Origin of the sequence: Streptomyces sp. NPDC058632 (genome assembly GCF_042717095.1) — a bacterium.
Classification (GTDB): domain Bacteria; phylum Actinomycetota; class Actinomycetes; order Streptomycetales; family Streptomycetaceae; genus Streptomyces.
In genome coordinates, this window is record NZ_JBHXQZ010000061.1 from 1 (window position 1) to 23,001 (window position 23,001).

Annotated in this window: 25 protein-coding genes and 1 pseudogene; 6 read left to right on the forward strand and 20 right to left on the reverse strand. The window is 68.3% G+C overall.

Going from position 1 to position 23,001, the window contains the following annotated elements:
• Nucleotides 1–245: 245 nt before the first annotated feature.
• Nucleotides 246–1,316, reverse strand: a complete 1,071-nt coding sequence (locus ACFWVE_RS22590) for a hypothetical protein (protein ID WP_384016715.1) — start codon at nucleotides 1,314–1,316, stop codon at nucleotides 246–248.
• A 394-nt stretch (nucleotides 1,317–1,710) separates the two neighbouring features.
• Between ACFWVE_RS22590 and ACFWVE_RS22595 the strand changes: the two genes are divergently transcribed.
• Complete coding sequence (locus tag ACFWVE_RS22595; RefSeq protein ID WP_384016718.1) at nucleotides 1,711–1,917, forward strand: hypothetical protein; 207 nt, start codon at nucleotides 1,711–1,713, stop codon at nucleotides 1,915–1,917.
• A gap of 66 nt (nucleotides 1,918–1,983) precedes the next feature.
• Here the strand turns inward: ACFWVE_RS22595 and ACFWVE_RS22600 are convergent.
• Both ACFWVE_RS22600 and ACFWVE_RS22605 read right to left on the reverse strand, forming a co-directional pair.
• Nucleotides 1,984–2,171, reverse strand: a pseudogene (locus ACFWVE_RS22600) (DUF397 domain-containing protein).
• Complete coding sequence (locus ACFWVE_RS22605) at nucleotides 2,168–3,040, reverse strand: Scr1 family TA system antitoxin-like transcriptional regulator (RefSeq protein ID WP_384016721.1); 873 nt, start codon at nucleotides 3,038–3,040, stop codon at nucleotides 2,168–2,170. The pseudogene ACFWVE_RS22600 and the gene ACFWVE_RS22605 overlap by 4 nt, the downstream one beginning before the upstream one ends.
• 168 nt (nucleotides 3,041–3,208) lie before the next feature.
• Here ACFWVE_RS22605 and ACFWVE_RS22610 point away from each other — a divergent pair, with 168 nt between their 5' ends.
• The 3 genes from ACFWVE_RS22610 to ACFWVE_RS22620 all read left to right on the forward strand — a co-directional run bounded on the left by ACFWVE_RS22610 (nucleotide 3,209) and on the right by ACFWVE_RS22620 (nucleotide 5,729).
• Nucleotides 3,209–3,652, forward strand: a complete 444-nt coding sequence (locus ACFWVE_RS22610) for an ATP-binding protein (protein WP_384016724.1) — start codon at nucleotides 3,209–3,211, stop codon at nucleotides 3,650–3,652.
• 173 nt (nucleotides 3,653–3,825) lie between these two features.
• On the forward strand, nucleotides 3,826–5,064 hold the full coding sequence (locus ACFWVE_RS22615) for a helix-turn-helix domain-containing protein (protein ID WP_384016727.1): 1,239 nt from the start codon (nucleotides 3,826–3,828) through the stop codon (nucleotides 5,062–5,064).
• 2 nt (nucleotides 5,065–5,066) lie between these two features.
• The gene (locus tag ACFWVE_RS22620) at nucleotides 5,067–5,729 is read left to right on the forward strand and encodes a hypothetical protein (RefSeq protein ID WP_384016730.1); all 663 of its coding nucleotides are present in this window, start codon (nucleotides 5,067–5,069) and stop codon (nucleotides 5,727–5,729) included.
• Between the two features lie 100 nt (nucleotides 5,730–5,829).
• Here the strand turns inward: ACFWVE_RS22620 and ACFWVE_RS22625 are convergent, their stop codons facing one another.
• Together ACFWVE_RS22625 and ACFWVE_RS22630 are read right to left on the reverse strand one after the other, a co-directional pair.
• Nucleotides 5,830–6,057 carry a plasmid mobilization protein gene (locus ACFWVE_RS22625; protein ID WP_384016733.1) on the reverse strand — a complete coding sequence of 76 codons (228 nt, stop codon included), beginning with the start codon at nucleotides 6,055–6,057 and terminating at the stop codon, nucleotides 5,830–5,832.
• A gap of 175 nt (nucleotides 6,058–6,232) precedes the next feature.
• Complete coding sequence (locus tag ACFWVE_RS22630; protein WP_384016736.1) at nucleotides 6,233–6,382, reverse strand: hypothetical protein; 150 nt, start codon at nucleotides 6,380–6,382, stop codon at nucleotides 6,233–6,235.
• A gap of 78 nt (nucleotides 6,383–6,460) precedes the next feature.
• Here ACFWVE_RS22630 and ACFWVE_RS22635 point away from each other — a divergent pair, with 78 nt between their 5' ends.
• Complete coding sequence (locus ACFWVE_RS22635) at nucleotides 6,461–6,823, forward strand: DUF1304 domain-containing protein (RefSeq protein WP_384016738.1); 363 nt, start codon at nucleotides 6,461–6,463, stop codon at nucleotides 6,821–6,823.
• 5 nt (nucleotides 6,824–6,828) lie between these two features.
• Nucleotides 6,829–7,386, forward strand: coding sequence for a TetR/AcrR family transcriptional regulator (locus ACFWVE_RS22640; protein WP_384016841.1), 558 nt, complete (start codon nucleotides 6,829–6,831; stop codon nucleotides 7,384–7,386).
• Between the two features lie 589 nt (nucleotides 7,387–7,975).
• On the opposite strand, the gene ACFWVE_RS22645 is transcribed toward ACFWVE_RS22640, so the two are convergent.
• Genes ACFWVE_RS22645 through ACFWVE_RS22715 form a run of 15 tightly spaced genes read right to left on the reverse strand, consistent with a single transcriptional unit; the run spans nucleotide 7,976 to nucleotide 22,973 of the window.
• Nucleotides 7,976–9,049 (reverse strand): BtrH N-terminal domain-containing protein, encoded by a 1,074-nt coding sequence (locus ACFWVE_RS22645; protein WP_384016741.1) that lies wholly within the window; start codon nucleotides 9,047–9,049, stop codon nucleotides 7,976–7,978.
• A 4-nt stretch (nucleotides 9,050–9,053) separates the two neighbouring features.
• Nucleotides 9,054–10,835 carry a carbamoyltransferase gene (locus tag ACFWVE_RS22650; RefSeq protein ID WP_384016743.1) on the reverse strand — a complete coding sequence of 594 codons (1,782 nt, stop codon included), beginning with the start codon at nucleotides 10,833–10,835 and terminating at the stop codon, nucleotides 9,054–9,056.
• A 15-nt stretch (nucleotides 10,836–10,850) separates the two neighbouring features.
• Nucleotides 10,851–11,246, reverse strand: coding sequence for a pentapeptide repeat-containing protein (locus tag ACFWVE_RS22655; protein WP_384016746.1), 396 nt, complete (start codon nucleotides 11,244–11,246; stop codon nucleotides 10,851–10,853).
• A 15-nt stretch (nucleotides 11,247–11,261) separates the two neighbouring features.
• On the reverse strand, nucleotides 11,262–12,302 hold the full coding sequence (locus ACFWVE_RS22660; RefSeq protein ID WP_384016749.1) for a DUF4872 domain-containing protein: 1,041 nt from the start codon (nucleotides 12,300–12,302) through the stop codon (nucleotides 11,262–11,264).
• Nucleotides 12,299–13,057, reverse strand: coding sequence for a DNA alkylation repair protein (locus ACFWVE_RS22665; RefSeq protein ID WP_384016843.1), 759 nt, complete (start codon nucleotides 13,055–13,057; stop codon nucleotides 12,299–12,301). The genes ACFWVE_RS22660 and ACFWVE_RS22665 overlap by 4 nt, the downstream gene beginning before the upstream one ends.
• Nucleotides 13,057–14,553 (reverse strand): B12-binding domain-containing radical SAM protein, encoded by a 1,497-nt coding sequence (locus tag ACFWVE_RS22670; protein WP_384016752.1) that lies wholly within the window; start codon nucleotides 14,551–14,553, stop codon nucleotides 13,057–13,059. Before ACFWVE_RS22670 ends, ACFWVE_RS22665 begins: the two co-directional genes overlap by 1 nt.
• A 6-nt stretch (nucleotides 14,554–14,559) precedes the next feature.
• Nucleotides 14,560–15,402 (reverse strand): carbon-nitrogen hydrolase family protein, encoded by an 843-nt coding sequence (locus tag ACFWVE_RS22675; protein WP_384016755.1) that lies wholly within the window; start codon nucleotides 15,400–15,402, stop codon nucleotides 14,560–14,562.
• Nucleotides 15,402–16,106: a class I SAM-dependent methyltransferase gene (locus ACFWVE_RS22680; RefSeq protein ID WP_384016757.1), complete on the reverse strand. Its 705-nt coding sequence runs from the start codon at nucleotides 16,104–16,106 to the stop codon at nucleotides 15,402–15,404. Before ACFWVE_RS22680 ends, ACFWVE_RS22675 begins: the two co-directional genes overlap by 1 nt.
• Nucleotides 16,103–17,476 (reverse strand): coproporphyrinogen-III oxidase family protein, encoded by a 1,374-nt coding sequence (locus tag ACFWVE_RS22685; protein WP_384016760.1) that lies wholly within the window; start codon nucleotides 17,474–17,476, stop codon nucleotides 16,103–16,105. The genes ACFWVE_RS22680 and ACFWVE_RS22685 overlap by 4 nt, the downstream gene beginning before the upstream one ends.
• A complete protein-coding gene (locus ACFWVE_RS22690) occupies nucleotides 17,473–18,447 on the reverse strand; it encodes an ABC transporter ATP-binding protein (RefSeq protein WP_384016763.1) in 975 nt (324 codons plus the stop codon). Before ACFWVE_RS22690 ends, ACFWVE_RS22685 begins: the two co-directional genes overlap by 4 nt.
• Nucleotides 18,440–19,219, reverse strand: a complete 780-nt coding sequence (locus ACFWVE_RS22695) for an ABC transporter permease (protein ID WP_384016766.1) — start codon at nucleotides 19,217–19,219, stop codon at nucleotides 18,440–18,442. Before ACFWVE_RS22695 ends, ACFWVE_RS22690 begins: the two co-directional genes overlap by 8 nt.
• The gene (locus ACFWVE_RS22700; RefSeq protein WP_384016769.1) at nucleotides 19,219–20,070 is read right to left on the reverse strand and encodes a carbon-nitrogen hydrolase family protein; all 852 of its coding nucleotides are present in this window, start codon (nucleotides 20,068–20,070) and stop codon (nucleotides 19,219–19,221) included. Before ACFWVE_RS22700 ends, ACFWVE_RS22695 begins: the two co-directional genes overlap by 1 nt.
• Nucleotides 20,067–21,248, reverse strand: a complete 1,182-nt coding sequence (mfnA, locus tag ACFWVE_RS22705) for a tyrosine decarboxylase MfnA (protein ID WP_384016772.1) — start codon at nucleotides 21,246–21,248, stop codon at nucleotides 20,067–20,069. The genes ACFWVE_RS22700 and mfnA overlap by 4 nt, the downstream gene beginning before the upstream one ends.
• A 1-nt stretch (nucleotide 21,249) precedes the next feature.
• Entirely contained in the window at nucleotides 21,250–22,038 is a 789-nt protein-coding gene (locus ACFWVE_RS22710; protein WP_384016775.1) for a carbon-nitrogen hydrolase family protein, read from the reverse strand.
• Complete coding sequence (locus ACFWVE_RS22715; protein WP_384016778.1) at nucleotides 22,035–22,973, reverse strand: carbon-nitrogen hydrolase family protein; 939 nt, start codon at nucleotides 22,971–22,973, stop codon at nucleotides 22,035–22,037. The genes ACFWVE_RS22710 and ACFWVE_RS22715 overlap by 4 nt, the downstream gene beginning before the upstream one ends.
• Nucleotides 22,974–23,001: the final 28 nt, after the last annotated feature.

Below are 23,001 nucleotides of genomic sequence, written 5' to 3' on the forward strand. Positions count from 1 at the left end.
CCTACGCCATGCCGCCCGCGACTGCCACAGGCCCCTGACCGCCCTCGGCCTCACCGGATGAATCCGGACAGATCTCGATCATGCAAGGGACCCTGGAGCACAGGGTGCCTGGCTGACGTCCGTATGACAGGTTTTCCGACCCCTGTCCGCGTCACCAGTGCTCCTTCCCGCGGACGGTATCCGGATCGCTGGTGTCGCGCTGTACGCTGAAGCAGCGTCCGGGTTCGTCGCTACGGTTGGTGGGCTCAGCTCCCCGTCCAAAGTTTCTTCATCAGACGTCGTCTGTGGTCGGGGGCCGGAACCCTCCGGAAGACGCTCGGGGACACTCGATGAATGCAGTCGACACCGTACCGGTGCAGCAACTGCAGTTCCCGCTCGTCGAGCGGATCAGGAACCAGCACAGCAAGCCGGTCCACAGGCCGAGGGCTGTGCGGGGCGTAATCCAACAGTTGAGAGAGAGCTTCACGCACATATGCGTGCTCGGTACGACTCTTCGCCTCGATCACCTCCACACCGTCAGATCCGTGCAAATAAATGTCACAAAGACCGACCGGAGACCGGAAGCGTTCAGCATTGGTGGTGAGCGTGGCACAGAACTCCGTGACCAACGGCTGTTCTTCACGCCTGTAGAGGGTAGTCACCGCTGCACGCTCGAAACTGACGATCGGCGTGTGCTGCTGTTCCAATGCAGTCCGCTGGGTCTGGACCAGGCCGCGGGTAGGGGGCCTCTCGATGTCGAGTTTTTCCAGCACCGTCCTGGTGGTTATACGCAAACCCTCGATGACAGCTTGGGCTTTGTCACCTTCCAGCACCAGTTGGCCAAAAAAACCGTAGCTCTTGGAGTACCCGATCATTTCAGCAAGTTCCTCATACGGAACCCCAGCGGGGACAAAGTCGCGCAGACTGTACACGGTACGCCAACTCTTACCACCGGGCGAGGGAGGCCAGAGCACGTCGGCAACCTCGCCGTTGACAAAGATGGCGCCGACTTCCCCCACAGCCAACACCTTCTTCGTCCCAGTGAACAGGGCCACGTCACCAGTGCGAACTTTTGACATCGCCTTGTCATGGGACGATGTGGCGCCCCAGAAACGAGCCGCCCCCTCGGGATGGAGGTGGAGGAGTTGCTCAAGCTGCCGCGACGACATGTGCTTCACCAACGACGCCTCAGTGAAAGACACCTCTTGCTGAAGCGTGTCACGCCAGTGCTTGCGTGACTCCTTGCTCCCGTACGCCGGACACACAAGCACCCGCGCCTCGAGATCGGCATCCGGTACGGAGCCCGCCGTACCCCGGGTGAGATCATCCACATGCACGCAATGATCGTAACTACTGATCAGTTAATCGCACTAGTCGGCGGGGCCTTCCAGTTGAACTTCCTGCTGGATCAATTACCCATTCCGGACAAGCTGATGGTCGTATCACGACCGTCGAGGACGTCCTCACGGTCGAGAACCGCTATGCGGGTATCCGCGCGCCGGGGTAAGGCAACCTGGTTTGTCGACCACACGGAGCGGCTGGACACGAACGAAATGTCGGTCGTCAACTCCAATTCTAGCGAACGCGCCCAGGCCAAGATCCCGATCCGTGGCCGGCTGCGCCTGTACGTGCTCGGCTACCGGGAGTTGACCGGACAGAACGCGGACGTCGTCGAGGTCCTCAACCTCGACAAGGCGGGGCTCGACACCCGCGAGATGGTGCCCCGAGGTCATGACCGACCTCAGCAAGCGCGTAACGGAGGCAGCGGATTCGCTGCGTGCCAACCGGCTGCCCCGCCTGGACAACTGGTGCACGTCCTGTGCCGGCTGCGACTTCGCGGGCATCTGGCCGCAACCGCGAAGGCTGACGGACGCTCCGATTCTTTCTGGCCCATGGAAGGGCATGGGCCAGAAAGAATCGGACGTGGGCGGTACATGATCTCGTCTGCATCCCTACCGAGGCAGACAACGCCGCCCTCGGTCGCCGCTCACCTTCGAAGAGGCGTCACGCCTCCGTTACGAACCCCACGAATTGCGCCCACCCGCGAGCCCGACTGCGAAGTGTGGGCGCGTCACGTCCTTGGAGTCCCGTACGCACACGGCCTGTTCGGTGATGGCGACCTCCACGCAGCTGTCACCCTGACTGCCGCTGTAGCTGGACTTGAACCACGCCAGTTCCGGCCTCGTGCTCATAGCTCTCCTCGGAGTCGCTCCAGCAGACCCCTCGAGTCCTTGGCGTTCAGGGCCTGCGAGCGCAGTGTGTCATAGCGCTGGCAGAGGAGGCTCACCTCTTTCACGTCGGAGATCAGGAGACCGTTCTGCTGCCCCTCGGAGTACGCGAGCCGTTGCCCTTTCGGAGTCTCCAGCAACTGGACCGGCCCATCCAGACAGGCATGCAACCCTGCCTCCAACGACACGACTTGAAGCGTCACGTTCCGAGGTGCGCTCAGCTCCAGCACGTGGTCGAGCATCTGTCTCATCTGGTCCAGATCCCCGAACCGGCGCCGGAAGACGTGCTCTTCGACGATGAAGCTGAACGGCGCTGTCGGCCGCTCGAACAGCATCCGCTGCCGCTCCATCCGCCGGGCCATGAAGTCCTCCAGCAGGCTGTCCGGAGCCACCGGAACAGTCCCTTCGAAGACCGCCCGCGCATATCCCTCCGACTGCAACAACCCCGGCACCAGCCGGCACTCGTACGTGCACAGGCTCACCGCCACCCGCTCCAGCCGAGCCCACTGCCGGAACCACGCCGCGAGTCCCACATCCCCGCGCCCCCGTGTCACGTACTGCGACGACTTCCGCAGCGCCCCCGTGTTCCCCAGCGCCTCCTCGGACCGCTCCACCAACGACACGTCGGGCATCCGCCGCCCCAACTCCACCGATTCCACCGTGTGTTTGGAGAAGCTCACCAGGTTCGCGAACTCGGTTCTGCTGTATCCCGCGTGTTCGCGCAGTGCCTGCATGACGGCCCCGGACGTCCGCAGGCTGTCCGAGGGATCGGGCTCCCGGTCCGCCTCGCCGCCCTGCATGTCTTCGTCGTCCACCACACCGCCATCGGTCATCCGCGGCCACCTCCGGTTCCGTACCTGCGCTATTCGCCGTCCCCCACCCGACGACACCCCGCGTGACGCATGAACCGTCGCACCGTCCACGGAATGTACTCGTACGATGACGCAGCGTGCGGACCGCACCTCTGGAACACGCCCGCGCGCACCCGTCACCGTGGCCTCATGAGCGCAACCACACCCCAACTCAATCCAGCCACACAAGCGTTCGCCCAACTCCTGTCGTCCACCCGCCGCGGAGCTCGGCTCGCCCGCCTCCTCGCCACCGAGCAGCTCCGCGCGTGGCCGGTGTCACCCGGCGTCACCGAGCCCGCCGAGCAAATCATGGGCGAACTCGCCGCCGACGCCGCCCTGCACGGTCGTGTCAACAGTCGCGACTTCCGACTCGCCCTCGCTCTCGACACTACGGCCGGCCTGCTCCGCATCACCGTCACCGACGCCCGGGGCGAGCACCTCCCGTCGCCTCCCGCGGACTGCGGAACGCCCCCGGACGCCGAGTCCGGCCGCGGCCTCCTCCTGGTGACCGCCCTCGCCGACCGCTGGGGCGTCGAACCGTATCCGCCCGGCGGCAAGACTGTCTGGGCACAGATCTGCGGCCCCCTCTCATGAGGACCGCGCCTGCCGGATGCTCCGGACAGGCAAACCCACGGGCCGGCCTCCGCTCCGCCTCTCGGGTGTTTCTCACCTCATACGCAGGCTCGGCGCGGTGCGGCCGAAGAATCTCTGTGACACTGACTGAATCAAAGAGCTATCATTGATTCAGGACGGGGAGGTGCGGGGGTATGGATCTGAGGGAGATCGGCGAAAGGGTTGCGCGGGAGCGGGCGCAGGCGGGGCTGAGTCAGCGGGAGCTGGCTGTGCGTGCGGAGCTGAGCCAGCCGACACTGGCGAGAATCGAGAGGGGAGAACGGTCGGCACTGACGCTGGCCGAGCTCGACCGTATCGCTGCGGCGCTGGCGGTTTCGCTCACGCTGCTGACCAAGGGGAACCCGGTGCGGCGGCGCATGCAGGTGGCGGCGCGGGCCTCGGAAGGCGCCGAGGAGGAGCTGAGACAGGCCGAGGGGCTGGTCGGCGAGATCCTGGCTCTCGATGATCGCCTCGACCGGTTCGTGCCTGATGGCCACAAAGCCGATCGACAGCGGGCGGCCCGGCTGAAGCGGCCCCTCACACAGGTCGTCGATGCCGAGCGCGAGGGCCGGGACCTGGCGGAAAAGCTTCGTGAGTGCCTCAGGCTGGGTCTCGGCCCCGTCCCGGACCTCGCCGAAATCGTGGAGTCGGCGATCGGCTTGGACACGGCCGCGCTCACGCTCCCCCAGAACGTATCCGGATTCACTGCGCTCGACTTCGAGCGTGAGGTGACGATCTCGGTCGTCAACGCGTCACACGTGCCCGAGCGGCAGCGTTTTTCACTGGCGCACGAGCTGGGACACGTACTGCTGTCGGACGGTGTGGCCGCGCACCGGCTGGACGGCCGACGGACGCCGGCCGAGAAGCGGTGCGACGCCTTCGCCCGGCATCTGCTGGCCCCGGCGGAGGGCGTCCGCCGCTGGATGGAGTGCCTCTCGGTTACCGAGCCGGGACGCAGAGAGTGCGCCATGGCGGCCCGGCACTACGGCGTGAGCCTTCCCGTGCTGCTCATCCAGTGCAAGGAGCTGGGACTGTTGACCGACGCCCAGGCCAAGAGGGTGCAGGGTCCGACGGGGCGCGAACTCGCGTGGACCTACGGCTGGGGGCCTCAGTACAGCGTGGAGTGCGAGGCCGCGGCGCGCGTGCGGCCGCCGCGCCGGATCATGGAACGGGCCGTCGAGGCCTACCGGACAGGACACATCGGAGTGCGGGCCATCGCGTCGCTGAGCGGCGCCGAGCCGCGTACCACCGAGCGGGAACTGGACGAAGCCGGTATTCGGCCCCCCCAGGTCGCGTTGTCGGGACGTGTCGACGTACGAAGCCTCGTCGCCCGTCGCGGCCGACCGGCACACCGGGCCACGGAGCCGCCCGAGGACGGACAGGAGCAGCGGTAGGAGTGAGTTTTCCGCAGGAGCCCGTGGCCGAGGAGAACGCGCCAGGGGAAAGAGAGGACGCCTGCATCCTGGACGCAGTCGTGTGCGTCCACTTCGCGGGCGCCAGCCTCAATCGCGTGCTCGTGACTGCCCTCGAGTCCATGGAATGGGTCATCCTGGTCCCTGCCGAGGTCTGCGACGAGATCGTGCGCAAAGACGCCAAGTACCCCGGGCTCCGCAAACGCTGGCTCGCGCTGGAGCGCAGCGACCGCATCAGAGTGCTGCCCGCTCTGGAGATCGGTTCCGCACCCGCCCGCGTCGTCGAGGTCCTGGAAGAGATCCGAGACCTCGAGTTCGACCAGGCGCTGAGGCGTTCACGTGACCTCGGAGAGTGCGTGGTCGTAGCGCATGGCGTGCACCTGTCCGAGCAGGGACATGAGGTCACCCTGATGATGGACGACGCGGAGGGACGGCAGCTCGCCGACGAGTGGGCCCTGCAGCACCTCACCATCGAGGACGTACTGGTACTCGCCGTCCATGCGGGATGCTTCGACACACTGGATGTCCTCAAGCAGGCCTATCACCGGCTCCAGCAGTTCGGTTCCGGCCTGCCGGACTTCCCCCGGACGGCTCTCACGGAGTACTACCGTGAGTGGAGTGCGGCGTCGGGAGGCACCCCCGCATGAGGTCACCGTGCTCACCCGGCGTGTCCCGGAGGGCGACTGTGCCGTTCCCGGCCGTGGGCGAACTCCAGGGCCTCCTCGACTTCACCGCGTTCCTGCTCCGTCAGTTCCGGGCGGGTTCGGCGGGCAGCCCACTCGCCGCCTGCTCCGCCCGGGCGATGAGCGCGTCCGCCTCGGCGAACTGTTCCTCTATGGCATCACTCTCGGCCATCTGGCGCGTTGCGGCATGCACCAGGTAGGCCGAGAGGTCCATGCCCGCGCGTTCCGCGTGCTGCCTGATGCGTTCGGCCTGGTCTCGCTCCAGGCTGATGCTGATCCGTGCCCTCGCCACGAAGGCACCGCAATACGCGTATGACGACAGCACAAGTGCCATCGGATGCGGGCAATCCGACCCCGGGCTCCCCACCGCGGCACCCCGGTCCACCCGGTGCCCGTCGAGCGGCGACCGCCGACCCGCAGAGCGAGGGAACGGCGCCGCCGGATTCTCGACCGACGGCACGCGGACGTCAGGCGAATTCCTTGCGGACGGCCCGCATTCCCCTCTTGCGGTGGACGCGACGCAGCGAGCCCTTGCAGCCGTCCGGCACCTCGCGCTCCTCCTGGAGGGCCGCCCGGCCGCAGGGCAGGTTCGTGCGGTCGACAGCCGCCCACGACATGGACAGCCACCCATGTCATGGACAGGTGTCCATGTATGGTGGACACCTGTCCATGATGCCTGGAGATGGGGATACCCGATGGAGACGACCGCGAACGTGCTGGTGGGGCTGGTGGCCGCGCTGCACGCGTACTTCCTGGTTCTGGAGATGTTCCTGTGGGAAAGGGGACCGGGCCGCAAGCTCTCCGGCTTCGACGCGGCCATGGCCCGTGCCACCGCCCCGCTCGCCGCGAACCAGGGCCTCTACAACGGGTTCCTGGCCGCCGGACTGATCTGGGCTCTGATCGCGGAGGATCCGACCGGGTTCCGGGTCCAGGTCTTCTTCCTCGTCTGCGTGCTCGTCGCCGGACTGTACGGCGGCCTGACCACCAACCGGCGGATCCTCATGGCCCAGGCAGTGCCCGGGGCCCTGGCGCTCGCCGCCGTTCTGCTCGCCCGGTGACCGACGTGCAGGCGGACCCCCGTACGGCACGGACGCGGGCCAAGCTGGGCCGGGCACTGCTCGAGGAGTGCGCCCAACGGCCGTTGGCGGAGGTCAGCGTCGCCGCCCTGGCGCGCCGGGCGGGAGTCGGCCGCGCCACCTTCTACCTCCACTACGCCGACCTGGAGGCGCTCGCCGTCGACGTGTGCGCCGATATCGTCCGCGAAGCCGTGGACGCCCTGCACGCGTGGCGCGGCACACCCGATCCCGGGAGCCCTCCGCCCGCCCTGCTCGCCTTCTTCGACCGTCTCGCCCCGCACGCCGGGCTCTACCGGGAGCTGCTGCGCCCGGGCGGCAGCGGCCCCCTCGGCCGTGTCCTCCACCAGGATCTGCGCGCCCGCAGCCGCACCGAGCGCGCCCTGGCCGGTGCGCCGGAGCCGGACCTGGTGGCCTCGGCCGTGGCCGCGACCTTCACCGGGGTTCTCGCCGACTGGCTGCACGGCTCCATCGAGGCCACGCCCACCGGGATCGCGCAGCGGGTCTGGCGTCTGCTCATCAACCTGCACCGCACTCCCCTGCCCTGACCGGCCGTGACGTGCCGCTGTCGTGCTGCCATGAGGGCGCGGCACGCGCGACCACCCGGCCGCAGGAGGCGCGCCGTGACGCGCACTCCCTTCGGGTGACCGGTCCCCGGGCACGGGGCTGACGGACGGGAGCGGACGGCGGGGCCCCGTCACGGGGTGTGGGTGATCTCCACGGACACGGTCAGCTCGCCCTGGTTGTCCTGGAGGCAGCGGCTGGAGGATCACCGAAGGCGACGAGAAGGCCATCGCCCGACTGCCCGAGGCCGTCCGGGAGACCTCCGTGCACCAGGACGGGCAGCCTCCAGGAGGGCCGTTTCGTCGCCGGGCCGACCGGACTGGTACACCCGCGAGGGCCGGCCGCAGGGCATGCGGCTGATCGTGCGCCGCGTCGAGCCGTCGCGGCGCACCTGAAGAAACGGGCCGTGTTCGAGGCCAGGACCGGCCGGCGCCACGCGACAACCGCCACCACCATCCGCCACGTGTGGGGCATCGCCGGCTCGGGCCACAGTCAGTTCCTGGACGTACCGCACCGCTCGGGTGACGCGAGGCACCGCGCCCCTCGTCCGGCACGAGGTGAGCGGTCAGCGGATCAGCTCGACAGTTCCAGGAGACGTCGCATCAGGTGCTGCTCCTCGTCGGCGGCCTCGTGCACCAGCTTCGACGCGCTGTGGAGGGATTCCCGCGACGACGCGGCTCCCGCCTCGTGCAGAAGTCCGGCCACCTCGGTCCACTTCTTCGACACCTGACGGTACGCCTCCGAGACCTCCCGGAACTCGCCGGTACCGGTGATATCGGCGGTCTCCGCGAGGAACTCCGCCCACATCGTGCGGAACAGGCCCCCGCCGGTTCCTGCGTCTTCCATGATCGTGCAGATCTCGGGGAGGCTGTCCGCGGGCGAATCGAGGTCGTCGAGCCACTGCGGCATCAGGTCGGCGACTTTGTGCATGCCCCTGAACCCGAAATTGGAGATCGGCGGATTCAGGAAGTTCTCCGCCGCCGTTCTGATGCCTTTGCGTGCGGCTTCCCCCAGATCAGGAAGACCGCCCTTCGGACGGTCGACGGTGAAGGCGCGGTGACGCGAACTCATCGGACCCCGGGCGTTCCGCGCGGTCGCAAGGGATTCACCGGAGGCCCATTGCAGACCGAGCGGCTGGGTCTCGACCAGGGCGAAACGGTCGTCCTCGTGGCCGACACAGGCGACATAGTGGGCCGCGAACCGGAAGTCGTCGGTGGAGTAGTCGAGGAAGTAGCGGTCGAGTTTGAGGCCGACGACGGTTCCGGAATCAAGCTCTTCCAGCAGGTGTTCCCTCGCCCGCTTCACCGAGGACGTCTCGTGGACGGACATCCGCAGGTTCAGCGTCTTCGCGAGATTGTCGGACAGCGTGTCGGGCTTGATACGGCCGCCGACGAACGGTGTCGGCATCTGCTTCGTCCGCCAGTAGATGAACGACAGGCCACCGGCGAGGCCGAAGACCAGTGGCTCCGACAAGTCGACCTCTCGCTGCCGCAACAGATTCACGAGGGTGGTCGACTCGCAGTGCCTACCGACGTACGGATGTTCTTCTAAAAGCGACACGTGTCCATGTCTCCCTTCCTTCGCGTGCAGCGTAGCGCAACCCCCTGAAGTGCAATTGCGGACGACGAAGATCGGAAAGCCGTTCACTCGCTCACATCGCGCGCGACACCAGGTAGTTGCCGAGGAACAGGTGATCCATCTCCGTCTTCAAGAAGCAGGACAGAGCATCCGCGGGGGAGCAGACGACGGGTTCGCCGGCGACATTGAACGAGGTGTTGATCAGACAGGGAATTCCGGTCAGCTCGGTGAACCGGCGCAGCAGCTCGGCGAGCAGCGGATTGCTCTCCTCGGTGACCGTCTGGATCCGCGAGGTGCCGTCGACGTGGCAGGCGCCCTGAATCATCTGCTGGTACTCGGGGCGCACCGGAACCACGAAGGTCATGTAGGGCGAGGACTTCTTCTTGCCGAGCTCGAAGACCTCGGGCGCGAGGTGCTCGAGGACCACGGGGGCGAAGGGCCGGAACTGCTCGCGGTGCTTGATGCGTTCGTTGATGATGTCCTTGATGTCGGGGAACCTCGGGTTGGCCAGGATGCTGCGGTTGCCCAGGGCGCGCGGCCCGTACTCGAGTCGCCCCTGGAACCACCCGATGACGCATCGCTCCCGCATCAGGGCCGCGGCCTCCCGCGGCACGTCCGCGGGGTCCAGTTCCCGCCAGGTGACCCGGTCGGCGTACGGGTGGAGGGCTGCCTGGATCTCCTGGCTGTCGTAGGCGGGGCCCAGGTACGGTGACGTGCTGACCCGGGGCGGTGTGCCGGCCTGCCGGCCGGCGAACAGAGCCGCCCCGATGGCCACGCCGACATCGCTGGCGCCGAAGCTGACGTCCATCTCGGTGAAGCGTGAACGTTCCAGCAGCTTGCTGTTGTTGACGCAGTTCAGGGCGAGTCCGCCCTCGAAGATCACGCGTGGAAGGTCGCTCCGGGCTTCGAGCGTCCGGATCTGGCCGGCGGTCACCGTTTCGAGCATGTGCTGGGCCGCGCCGGCCACGCGTACCCGGTAGTCGAAGTCCTCCCGGCATTCCGCGTCTCCGCCGAAGACGCGGTCGAAGAGTTCGTAGTAGGCGGGCACGGCGTTCGCCGGATAGGGAATCCTGTAGGTGCCGTCGGGGCACACCTCGACCACGTGCTCGAGGAACGGGTTCGGCTCGGGCGGCGCGCCGTAGCCGGCGAGCCCCATCACCTTGTACTCGTCGTTGTTCGGGACGAATCCGAGGTAGCGCGTCACCACGGAGAAGAGCATCGCCAGTGAGTGCCGCGAGTCGATGGTCATGTCGTCGAAGATCTTCACCTGGCCGTCGCGCACCTCACCCATGATCGCCGACAGCCATTCGGCGCGGCCGTCGCTGACCAGGAAGGCCGCATCTCCGCCGCCCGACAGGTGGTATCCGGTCATCAGGTGCGCGATGTGGTGCGGGACGCGGACCAGCTTCTCCGGGTTCAGCCTGTGGCCCGTGTACTCGAAGAAGTCGGCTTCGGTCGCGGCCTGGCTGAACATCGCCGCATGGGTTTCCGCCAGGCGCTCCAGGCGTGCGAACTTCTGCTCGACGGTCGCCGCGCGGTCCTCGGTGATCTCGGCGATCATCTTGTTCACCACGTCCTGGGAGAACTGCCAGGAGAAGGCGAAGGTGTCGACGTCGTCGAAGGATATCCCGGCCGATTCCAGGCACCAGCGCATCGCGTTGACCGGGAAGCTCGACGTCTTCTTCTCCCGGTTGAGGCGTTCCTCCTCGACGGCGGCGACCAACTTCCCGTCGATGACCAGGGCGGCGGACGAGTCATGGCCGTACAACAGGTGACGGTCGATACCGGTGGCGCGGAAGAGGCGCCCGAAGATTTCCGCAGACTTGCCGAATCCGTTGTAGCCCAGAACGATCATGAGGAGCTCCCTTCGCTATGGCCAGATCGTGAGGTAGTCCGAAATCACGGCAGTGCGCCGGAAGCTCGCGTCCAGCTCCGCGCCGGTCAGGTCGGCGCCGCTGAGGTCCGCGCCCTCCAGGTTCGCGCCCACGAGCCGGCAGCCGTTCAGCTCGGCCAGGATGAGGTACGCCTCGCACAGATTGGCGCCTTCGAGATTCGCGCCCCTCAGGTCGGCGGACATCAGGTACGACTCGGTCAGCACGGCGTCGGCGAGGTCCGCGTCGGCGAGCTCGGCGCCCTGCAGGTCGGCGCCGTGCAGCGCCGCCTTGCGCAGGTCGGGCCGGAAGGGGCCCTGCGCCCGGCGCAGGCGGGCATGCTCGTTCCAGCGTCGGGGCCCCTGGAGCAGTACGGACTCGTCCTCGGTGGGCATGTCTCGACCTCGCCTCTACAGAGTGGTGAGCGCGGTGAGCGCCCGCTTCTCGACGTCCATCGCGGACCGCGCCGTGTCAGCCACGGCGTCCACGAGCGTCTCGAGATCGTCGCGCGCGGTGGCGGTCGCCCCCACCGCCAGCAGTGCGGATCCCAGGTTCGACCACAGCCGGCCGCCGGCGAGGAACTGTTCGGCCGCATCGGCGTAGCGTGAGTCGCCGGTGCTGTCGGCCACCTTCGTCAGGTAGCGGCCGATCATCGGGCGGAACAGCCCTCCGCCGGTGCCGAAGGACTCGATCTGCCTCCCCAGATGCAGCAGTTGACGCGCCAGTGCGTCGGTCCGCACCACGCGGCCGGCCAGGTCCACGTCCTCGACCTCGCCGTGCTTGGACTGCGGCCAGGAAGCCGCCGTCGTGGCCAGCAGCTTCATCCCGGGGATGCCCAGGTGCCGATTGCCCGGTCTGAGGACCTCGCGGCACAGGTTGCGGACGGCCACCGGGCCGACGCGGTCCAGCTGCGGCGTTCTCCGCGGCGCGCCGAAGACGTACACCTTCCAGTCCGGGTTCAGCGGGGGCGAGTTGCGGCTGGACCGGGCCGCCTGCAGCTCGGCCGCGCTCACGGACACCGCTTCGTCGAACGCCGGATCCGACACCTCGAACGCATCGGCCCCGAGGGGGCGGACCACGTTGACGAAATACCCGCCGAAGGAGGAGCGCCCGTCCAGACCCCAGTACGGAAGCAGACCGAGGTCCACCCGGGTCGTCACGGCCGGCACCGACCCGAGCAGCTCGGTCAGGCCCGCGGCGGACTTCGGGGTGTGCGTGGCGACCTCGACGCCCATCAGCCGCGACGCCCGAAGCGGCATGACCGCCTGCTTGCCGACGACGATGTCCGGCGCATTGCCGTTCGCCGGGAAGAACGAGAAGCCGAAACCTCCGTCCAGCCCGAACACGATCTCCTCGTCCACCTCGTATCCGCCGGCCGCGAGGACGGCGCGTTGGCAGGCCGACTCGCAGTGGATGCCCCGGCGGTGGACGTAGCGGCCGGTCGTGTTCATCGCGTCACCCCCTGTCCCAGTGCCATCAAGGACCGCCGCATCCGCGGGTCCATCTTCTCCACCGCGTACCGGAACGTGTCGCGGGACATCTCGGTGTGCCAGGTGCGCAGGAACTCGGCCACCTCGTCGGGATGGACCTCGGCGGTGACCTTGAGCAGCCAGCCGCAGCCCTTCTGCACGTAGACGTGGTCGTCGTGCATCAGCCGGACGCAGTTGTCGAGGACGTGCGACAACGGCAGCTCGAAGACCGTCCGGCCCACCTTGCGCCGGACGAACTTGACGACCGCCACGTTCGCGGCACGCCTGGCCCACGGGGAGGCGGACTCGACCCAGCGCCGTGTCCGCGGGATCAGTTCCAGGTTCCCGAGGAAGAACGGATACAGCAGCTTCAGACACATGTCGTCGCACTGCGCCCAGTTGGACACGTACGTCCCCAGCCAGTGCTCGCAGCGGGCCGGCAACTCGCCGCCGAGTCCGGTCCTGGCGACCTTGTGCAGGACCGCGAAGCCCAGAAGCACCTCCTCGTGGTACTCGGCGTGCGCCAGCACCTCCTCCGCCAGGAGCAGCCGCGTCGCCCCGGGGACGTCGCGCCGGTCACGGAAGTAGTCGGCGGCGATCCCGGCGACCGCGGCGTTGCCGACCCCGAGCGCCCGGATCTCGTGGGGGAAGTACCGTTGCATGCGCCCCGCGAAGTCCGGGTCGGCTCGGGCCGCAAGCGCCGTCAACAGCTCGTCGGCGGCCGCTGGAACGTTCATCACGAGCCGAGCGTGAGTTTGAGCGGCTGGGTGGTCTTCGGCCGCGGTGCGCGTTCCAGCCGGGGCTTGTCCCGCATGACGTACTCGTACTCCTGCCGCATGTCGGCCACGGCCTGGATGGTGTCCCTCGAACGGTCCGTCAGGTTCTGCCCGCCCAGGCCCCACCACAGGTACCAGTTCTTGTGGCTCAGGTAGGCGTTGCGGACGAAGTCGAGCGTGTCCCGGTCGGCGAGGATCGCCGGCTCCACGTAGAAGGCGGGGACGAACGTGCCCTGGTCCTCCCGCAGGATCCCGGCCTTGACGGCCTGGCGCTGCAGCTTGGTGCCGCTGAGGATCCGGATGCCGAGGTTGGCGTAGATCTGGGCCGGGTTCAGGAACCGCTCGGTGAACCGGATGGACTCCCTCAGTGCCTGCGGGGTCTCCCCCGGCCCGCCGAGGAAGATGCAGTGGGTGTGCTCGATCGGGCTGGCCGTGAAGAGGCGGTCGATCTCGAGGACCCGAGCCATGTCGAAGCCCTTCATCAGGTCCGACAGGGCCTCGTCGGTGAGCGCGTCGGTGCCGAGGTCCACCCGGATGCAGCCGGCCGCGTGGAGCAGCCCCACGAACTCCGGCGTGACCGCGTTCGGCGTCAACTGGCAGTACCAGGGCACGTCGAGCTTGGCGCGGATCATCTCCTCGCACACCTCGGCCGCGTACTCCATGGGGTAATTGAAGGTCGCGTCGACGATCTCGAACTCCCGCACGGCCGGGTTGTCCGCCATGGCCCGCTGGATCTCGCCGACGACCTCGGCCGGTTCCTTGAACCGGTCGCCCTTGCCTTCGGTCTTGCGGATGATGCAGTAGGAGCAGAACAGCTTGCAGCCCCGCTTGGTCTGCAGGGTCTCGATGGCCGGCTGGTGGTCGCGGGTGAGGTCGGAGGCCGCCGAGACGCCCTCCTCGAAGTACCGGGGGTCGTAGACGGACCGGTCGGGCTCCAGCGCGCCCAGGTCGAACGCGGAGTTCGACTGGTTCTGGCAGAACTTCCCGTTCTCGTCGAGGTAGCAGAGCCCCGAGATCGGCTCCAGTCGTCCGCCGGACTCGAGGTGGTCCAGCAACTGGACGATGCCGGCCTCGCCCTCACCCGCGATGCCGTAGTCCGGCTGGGCGTACTCGAAGAACGACAACGGCTCGACCGAGAAGCCGGATCCGCCGAGGACGACCTTGGCGCCGGTGTACTTGCGTACGCACTGGACGATCTTCTCGGTCATCGGGCCGAAGAAGACCGGGTCGGTGAACGTCAGGTTGTCCAGGTTCCGCACGGCGATGCCGACCACGTCGTACGTGTCGGTGGTCAGCCTTTCCCGGACCGCCTTGAGCTCCCGGGACTCCCAGAGCAGGTCCAGGATGTCGACGTCATGTCCGGCGTGCTTGAGCGCGGCGCTGATGTAGGCCATGCCGATCGGCAGGGCCGGCCGCGGCACCCTGATCTTGTTGGTGGAGATGAGCAGCACTCGCATGGGCCTTCACTCTCGTTCGAGCTGCCAGTACGTAGCCGGCCGCAGGTCGCCGCGCAGGGTGGCCTTCGTGCGGTAGCGGCGCATGCGGTCCAGGTCGACCTCGACGACGCCGACGCCCGCTTCCTTGCCGAGGTCCACCATCCGTTCGTCGCCGTCGACGAAGTCGAATCGTTCGGCCTCGAGGAACAGCGGGTCCGCCAGGATCTGGCTGCGCCCCATGTAGCCGAATCCGGCGTACAGATTGGTCCCGATCCCGGACGCGAACGCCACGATGCATTCGGCGTCCACCGCCCGGACCGGCAGTCGCATGTTCGCCACGTAGGCGAACATCTCGGGCACCAGCGCGGAGCACACGATGATGTCGACTCCACGGCGGCTGTACTCCCGCGCGACCTCGGGGAAGTTGATGTCGTAGCCCTGCATCAGGCCGATGCACCCGAACCCGGTGTCGAAGACCGGGTACTCCGATCCGCTGGAGAGGTAGCGGGCCTCCAGTTCGTGGCAGTGCACGCGCCGGTACCGGCCGAGCAGGGTTCCCTCCGGGCCGCACAGCACCGACGTGCTGTAGTACGTGCCGTCGTCGCCGCGCTCCAGGAGGCCGGCCACGATGTGCGCGCCGGCCCGCTTCGCCTGCTCGCAGAGGAAGTCGGTCTCCGGCCCCGGGACGGGCACCGACACGTCCGCGACCTCGAGGATGTTGCCGGAGGTGGAGAACGCCTCGGGCAGGCAGATCAGGTTCGCCCCCTGTTCGACGGCCTCGTGGATGTAGCGCTCGGCCCGGCGCAGGTTCTGGGCCGGCTTGCCGAGTTTTGACTCCATCTGGATGACGGCGATCGTTGTCCCGGCCATCACATGCTCACCGGCTCGAGGGAACGCGAGCAGATCACCAGGCCGAGATCCTCCTCGACCACCTGCCAGTCCGTCAGGCCGGCCTCCCGAAGCAGCTCGGTTGCCTCCTCCCGGGTGTACGCGGCCTGCAACGACCGCATGAACTCGCCGCCGCCCTCCTTCACGAACTGCAGGATGAAGGTGATGTGCCCCTCCTCGGCGTGCCGGTTCATGTCCTCGATGATCACGACGCCGTCGGGCTTGCAGATGCGGGCGCATTCCCTCAGTGTTTCGACCGGCCGGCGCCAGCGGTGCAGCGAGGAGAACGAGAACACGATGTCCGCGGAATCGTCCGGGAACGGCAGCCGGTGCAGTTTGGCCATCTCGAACTCGACGTCGCCGGCGGTGTTCGCCCACACGGCCAGCGTCAGGTTGTCCTCGGCGACATCGACGAGGTTCTGGTTCTCCTCCACCCCGGACACGGCCAGGTCCGGCAGTTTGCCGGCCACGTGGAGCGACAGCAGGCCGGTGTTGAAGCCGACTTCGACGAGGTCGCTCATGCCGTCACGGACGTTGGCCAGGATGCGGTCGCTCGGCCGCTTGTACGCCATCAGCGCGGACCGGCGCATGCCGAGGTCGTAGACACGCACCTTGTCGATGTCGTCGTGCGGTGAGGGCTGCGGCACTCGGTCGGTCAGGTCGAGCAGTCGGGTGTCAGTGGTCATCGGCCGGCCTCCTCGTCCTTCGGCCGGGTGGTGATCTGCAGGGGAATCGGCTGGCGCGAGATGAAGTGGGAGATGTCCGCTCCCAGATGCTGCGGGTAGCGCCGGTACTCCGGCGAGTAGAACGCCTTGGAGATGTTGTCCAGGTAGTACCAGCCCTTCGGGCCGGTCACCTCGATCCCGTTCTCGTCGGCGGTGATCAGGTCCTTCCCGACCAGGTCGTCGATCTCGGCGCGGAACATCTCCATGAAGTCGACGCCGTGGATGCGGCGGAAACGGTCCCGGTTGACCCGCCCGGCCTTGACGCCGAGGACCATCGATCGCCGGATCGCCTCCGGCTTGGTGATGTGCTTGCCCATGGAGATCGGCAGCCGGCCCTCCGTCACCGTCTGGATGTAGCGGCCGATGTCGGGCTCGTTGAAGTACCAGTGGTCGCGCAGATGCCCGGTCGCGGTGGGGCCGAGCGGGATGATGGGGATGTCCTCGCTCCACGACGTCTCGCCGTACTGCGGCTGGTAGCCGGGTTTGGCGAAGCAGTCCCCGTAGTAGCCCAGGAAGCCGCTCTTGGAGAGCTTCTCCGCGGCGAACAGGAACATGTCGTCGACCACGGCCTTCTCCGGAACCGGCGGCAGCTTCCTGCGCTTCGTGGAGACCTGCGCGAACTCCATGTACGTGTAGAACGAGATGCAGGTGACCCCGAGCTCGATGGCGACGTCGAGGCTGTGCTCCCAGCTCTCCATCGTCTGCCCGTTGATGCCGTGCATCAGGTCGATGTTGATGTTCTCGAATCCGCACCGGCGCAGCAGCCGGATGCTCTCCTTGAGCATCTCCGGGTCGTTCGGGCGGCCGAGGTCCTTCAGTTCCTCCGCCACGAAGGTCTGCACGCCGAGGCTGACGCGCCGCACCCCCCGTTCCAGCAGGACGGTGGCCTTGCGCTCGGTGATGTCGACCGGGGTGGTCTCGATGGAGAAGTCCGCGCCCTCCTCGACGTTCAGGCTGCCGAACAGGTGGCCCAGCAGGTCGTCGAGCTGCGGGGCGGTCAGCGCGGTCGGGGTTCCGCCGCCGATGTAGCCGAGGGTGATGACGTGGTCCTGGATGTACGGCCGGCCGGCGTAGTTGGTGATCTCCGTCTTCAGCGCTTCCAGGTAGGTGCGGGTCAGGTCCCGGTCGGTCTGGTGCTTGATGTACGGGCAGCTGAAGCAGAGCCGGTTGCAGAAGGGGATGTGGACGTACACCCCCATGGGCTTGCGGGCGAACACCTCCTCCTCGTTCACCGGCACGTGCTTCGTCGGGTATTGCCGCACCCACTCGTTGTCGCGCTCCGGGTATTCCTTCCAGAACGGCATGCTCGTGGTCGTGGTCGTGATGCTCATGCGATGTCCTCCGGTTCGGCTTGGTCGACGAGGGAACGGACGACGTCCGCCAGGGTGGGCTGGAAGTAGGACGCGGAGCGCAGTGCGAGGCCGGCGGCGTGGGCTCGGGCGACCATCTCGGCCAGAGTGCCTTGGTGATCGCCCTCGGTCAGGTCGAGCTTCACGCCGTGATCGACGTGGTGGACGGAACGGATCAGGCCGCAGGCCGTCGCCTCCTGCCCCGCCCAGGAGTGCAGCCGCGCGAGTTGGGCGTCGGTGAAGGTCTCCAGGACCAGGCTGGAGCGCTCACCCCACCGGGTGACGACGTCGAGCGAGGCGTCCTTGATCTGCCGGCCCTGGTGCAGCACCACGACCGAGTCGGCCAGCGCGACCAGTTCGTCGCGGTGATGGCTGGCGAACAGCACGCCGACGCCGTCCTTCTTCAGGCTCCCCAGCAGCTCCAGCAGCGTCTCGCGCGCCGTCGGGTCGAGGCCCGTGGTCGGCTCGTCGAGGATCAGCAGGTCGGGCCGGTGCGCGACGGCGCAGATGACGTGCAGCTTCCGTTGGCTGCCGCCGGAGAGACTGCGGACGTACTGGTGGCGGTACTGCTCGAGGTCCGCCAGCGCGATCAGCTCCTCGTACCGGCCGGGGTCGGCCCGCCGGAGCTTGAGCTGATGCTTGACGTACGTCTCCACGGTGACGCCGTCCGGCAGGTCCTTGGCCTGCTGGACGTACCCGATGTGGCGGCCGACCTGCCCCCAGCGGCGGGGCGGGGTGCCGCAGACACGCACCACGCCGGCGGCCGGGCGCAGCAGGCCGGCGACGAGCCGGATCAGCGTGGTCTTTCCGGCGCCGTTGGTGCCGATGACGGCCACGCCCTCGCCGGCGCCCACCGAGAAGGTGAGGGAGCGCAGGGCGAAGTCGGGGCTCATCCGGTGGTCGAGCCGGGAAACCGACAGCACCGGCGCTGCGGTGCCCGTGGTGTCAGCCATGGCCGATCCTCCTGCGGAAGGCCCAGGAGGCGATGCCGAGGGCCAGGAACGAGTAGGCCACCGCCAGCACCGACGCCGACCCGGAGGCCGAGAGGTCCGGCGAGGTGGCGGCGCGGAAGATCTCGACGTGCACCGCGAGCGGGAACGTGTCGAAGACGTCGCCCAGCGTCCCGAGATTGTCGAGGGGGAAGAAGATCCCGGCGAAGTACATGAGCGGGATGACGATGATGTTCACGACCGCCGGGAAGGAGATCTCGTTGGTGTACGTCGCGATGAGGATCCCGAGCCCGGCGAAGGCCGTGCACGCGGTGAAGAAGCCCAGCACGAGCAGCGGCACCGACTCGATCCGCGCGTCGAAGACCCCGATGCCGAGCACGAGCACCAGAACGAACTGGAACAGGCACTTGAGCACGACACCGACGATCCGGGCGAGCAGGAACCCCGAGTACGACAGGGGCGACAGGATCAGGTCCTCGATCGTCCGGCGGTTGCGGTCGATGATGACCGTGTAGCCGACGGTGTAGGTGCAGCTGAACATGATGCCCGCGCCGATGATGCCGGGGAAGACGAAGCCGAAGTAGGTGGCGGCCGTCGGTGCCGGGCTCACCATCTGGTCGGTCGCCGCCCCGAAGGCCAGCACCATCGACACCGACGTCAGCAGCGTCGAGACCGCGAACAGGCGGTTGTCGAAGAACTGCCGCATGTCGATGGCGACGAGCCCGAGCACGTCGCCGAGCCAGCTGGACTCCGGCTGCATTCGCGTTGCCCTCATCAGGCGCGACTCCCGTGGATCGTGGTCCAGGTCGAGCGCAGGTCGTCGTGGAACGGCAGGCCGGCGCGGACCTTCCGCCGCTGCCGCCAGTGCACTTCCGCGTCGATCACCGTTTCGTGGCTGCCCGGGCCGGCCTCGGCGAGGATGTCCGCCTCCGGGTCCTGCCGGACGTCCTGCACCAGGCCGTCGACGATCATGCTGCGGCCGAGGTGGGCCATGTTCGCGAAGCGGTTCTCCCCGACCCCGCTGGCGAACACCAGCGCACACTCGTTGTCGGCGGCCCGCGCGCGGCAGAGGGAGCGCAGCGGGTGCGAGAACGGCCCGAAGAGGTTCGCCACGCAGACGATGAGGTCGGCGTCCTGGGCGAGGTAGTGCCGGCTCGCCTCCGGGAACCGCAGGTCGTAGCTCACTTGAAGGCCGATCCGCCCGACCGGCGTGTCGATCGCCTCGCCCGGCGAGCCGGTGGACACGTACTCGGACTCGCCCTCCCACACGCAGGCGCGGTGGTACCAGCCGAGCGGGTCGCCACCGGGGCCGACGAGCACGGCGGCGTCGAAGACGTCACGCCCGGCCGAAAGCAGCACGCCCGCGGCGATGTGCATGCCAAAGGTGCGGGCCTGTTCGGCGAGGAACTGCACGACCGGACCGTCCTCGGTGGTCGCGTCGGTGCGCAGCGTGGGGAAGTTCAGACCGGTGGCGAACGTCGCCGGCAGACACGCCAGGTCGACCTCGCGTTCTCGCGCGGTGGACAGCAGCTTGGCGGCTCGCGCCAGGTTCTCGTCCCGCTGCCCGGGCTCGATCCGCATCTGCAGGGCGGCGAGCCGGGTACGGGGGCCGCGGAAGAGGCTCATCGCAGCGCCGCCTCGGCCGCGACTTCCCGACACGCCCGTTCCAGCACCGGAAGGAACTCGTCCACCGTCTCCGGTGTCACGTGCCGGGTGACGACCAGTCGCAGGGTTTCGCCGAATCGCTTCGAGGTGGAGACGATCCAGCCCCAGGACTCCAGCAGCTGCGAGATCCGGACCGCGTGCTCCATCCTGACCACCACGATGTTCAGCTGCGGTTCGGCGAACAACTCGTGCCCGGCCGCGCGCAACCCGGCCACCAGGTGCTTCGTCACCTCGAAGTTGGTCCGGGTGATGGACCGGAAGCCGTCGCGCCCGAGGTGCTCCAGCACCGCGTAGGTCGACACCGCGGCGGCGCCCGGACGGGTGCCGAGCAGCGTGTTGTGCACCGGCGTGTCGATGAAGAACGAATCGACCGCGAAGCGTCCGGCATCCTGTGCGCCCCGGAACAGGATCGCGCCGGCCGGGACGTTGGCCAGTCCGTATTTGTGCGGGTCGATGGTGATCGAGTCGACGCCGTCGACGGTGAAGTCGAACTGGGGCAGGTCGTGGCCGAGTTCGCGGGCGAACGGGATGATGAAGCCGCCGGTGGCCGCGTCCACGTGCAGGTGCACGTCCCGTCCGGCCACCGCCGGTCCGATCTCGTCGACCGCGTCGACCACACCGAACTCGCTGCTGCCCGCGGTCGCGACGACTGCGACGGTGTGCTCGCCGATGCGCCGGGCCGCCCCGTCGGCCGGCAACCGCAAGGCGTCGTCGACCGGCACGACGACCGGGGTCAGCCCCAGCAGTGCGAAAATCTTGGTGAAGGAGAAGTGCACGGTGCTGCTGACGACGACTTCGGGCCGGTCGGTCAGCCGCCCCCGGGCGCGCGCCGACTCGCGGGCCACCAGCATCGCGATCAGGTTCGCCTCCGTTCCTCCGGACACCAGACTCCCCGACCCGCCGGGGTTGCCCAGCAGATCGAGCAGCAGCCGGACGACCCTGCGCTCGATCCGCTTGGTGCCGCGGAAGATGCGCACGTCGCCGAGGTTGGTGTGCGCCGCGGCGGACGCCATCTCCACGCCCAGCGGATGGGGTTCGGTGCAGATGGAGTTGAGCACCCGGCTCCACGGCACGTCGTCTGCCAGCTCCGTTTCGATCCGCCGTCGGACGTCGGGGGCGGGAGCGCCGGCGATTCGCATCTCAGCTCACCTGTTCCGTGAGGTTCGTGTACAGCTCCGTCCGGCGCGCCCACAGCCCGAACCAGAGGGTCTGCTGGAAACGCAGGTCGGGTTCGCGCAGGTGCCGTATCCTCTCGACGTCCCAGGGCGCCTCGATGACGTCCTCGTCGGTGCCCGCCTCGGCGACGAATCCCTCGGGCCCCGCCACGGCGCTGCCCCCACCGCAGCGCTCGCCGAGCGAACCGGCGAAGGCGACCGCGACGGTGTTGAGGGTCGCGATGCCCCACACCGCGGCGCGCTGCGCGGCCTGCTGCGTGCCGTCCAGGGACCCGGCCACCAGCAGCAGTTCCGCACCGGCCAGGCATTCGATGCGCGGCGGTTCGACCAGCCAGAAGTCGGGTCCGAGGAGCACCCCGACGTGACCGAACGGCGTCTCGACGACCGGGAAGTCGTCGCCGGTGCCGGTCGTCCCGTCGGGCAGGACGGGCCGCTCCACCTGGGCGCACACCGATCCGCTCGGGTCCAGCAGCCGGGCCACCTGCATCAGAGCGCCGCCCGGCCGCTCCTCCGGCCAGGAGCCGGTGAGCACGTAGGCGCCGCGGGTCCGCGCCAGTGTCGTCAGGCGGTCCAGGCACTGTTCACGCAGCCGCCGGGGCAGCGCCCGGACGCCGTCGCCGGTGGTGAACGCGTTCTCGGGGAGGAGGACGAACGACGCCTCGTCGGTCACCCGGCTGTCGAGGTCGTCGAGCACGGCGGCGGCCGTCGCCTCGGGGTTCGCCCGACGGGCGTGTTGCGCTACGAAGATGGTCACGGACGAGTCCCCTCATGCGCACGGGTCGCGGTGGCGGGCCGGCCCCGGTCCGGGCCGCCGCCCGCGGTCAGGCTCGCCCTCAGTTCGGCGGCGAGATCCCGGTTGGCTCCGACGTACGGGGTGAGCAGCGCCCGGTAGGCGTCGGGCCTGCGGAGCTGCTGCCAGCGGCGGCCGTCGCCCTCGGCGGGCTCGTCGATGTCGACGACGAGCGTCTCCGGCTCGTCGCTGCCGGCCTGCGCGATGATGCCCTCCGGGCCGGCGACCAGGCTGGTGCCGGCGAAGTGGATCTCCACGAGCCGGTCCCCGCGTTTGCCTCGGACGACGCCGACCGAACTCGCGTAGACGATGTTGACGTCGTTCAAGTACGCCGCCGTGCGCAACGCGTTCACCATCAGCGGCTGGTTCTGCCCCAGCGTCCCGCCCGGCACGAAGACCGTCCGCGCGCCGGCCAGCGCCAGCAGCCGGACGACCTCGGGGATCCAGAAGTCCGAGCACACGGCGATGCCGATCTGCCCGAACTCGGTCGACAGGACGCCGAGCGAGTCCGCCTGGCGGCACACCACCATCTCGTTGCCGAAGGCGTGCGCCTTGACGGCGCGCCCGGTGATGACGCCCTGCCGGCCGATCAGCAGGGACGTGTTCCGGTACATGCCGTCCCGCAGGTCCTCGACGAGCGAACCCAGCAGGATGTACGTGCCGAGCTTGCGGGCCAGGGACTGGAAGCCGTCGACGACCGGCCCCGGGATCGGCGTGTCGGTTCGCCCCTTCAGGCCGTCCTGCCCCGGCATGTACCACGGCGGACCGAGCAGGAACTCGGGAAAGCACACCAGGTCGACGTCGCCGCCGCCGCAGACGTCCTCGATCGCCTGGTAGGCGTTGCGCAGGCCGTCCTCGTGATCATCGACCCATCGGGTCTGTACTACCGCTACCCTCATACGTCTTTTCTCCTCGAGATGCCACCGG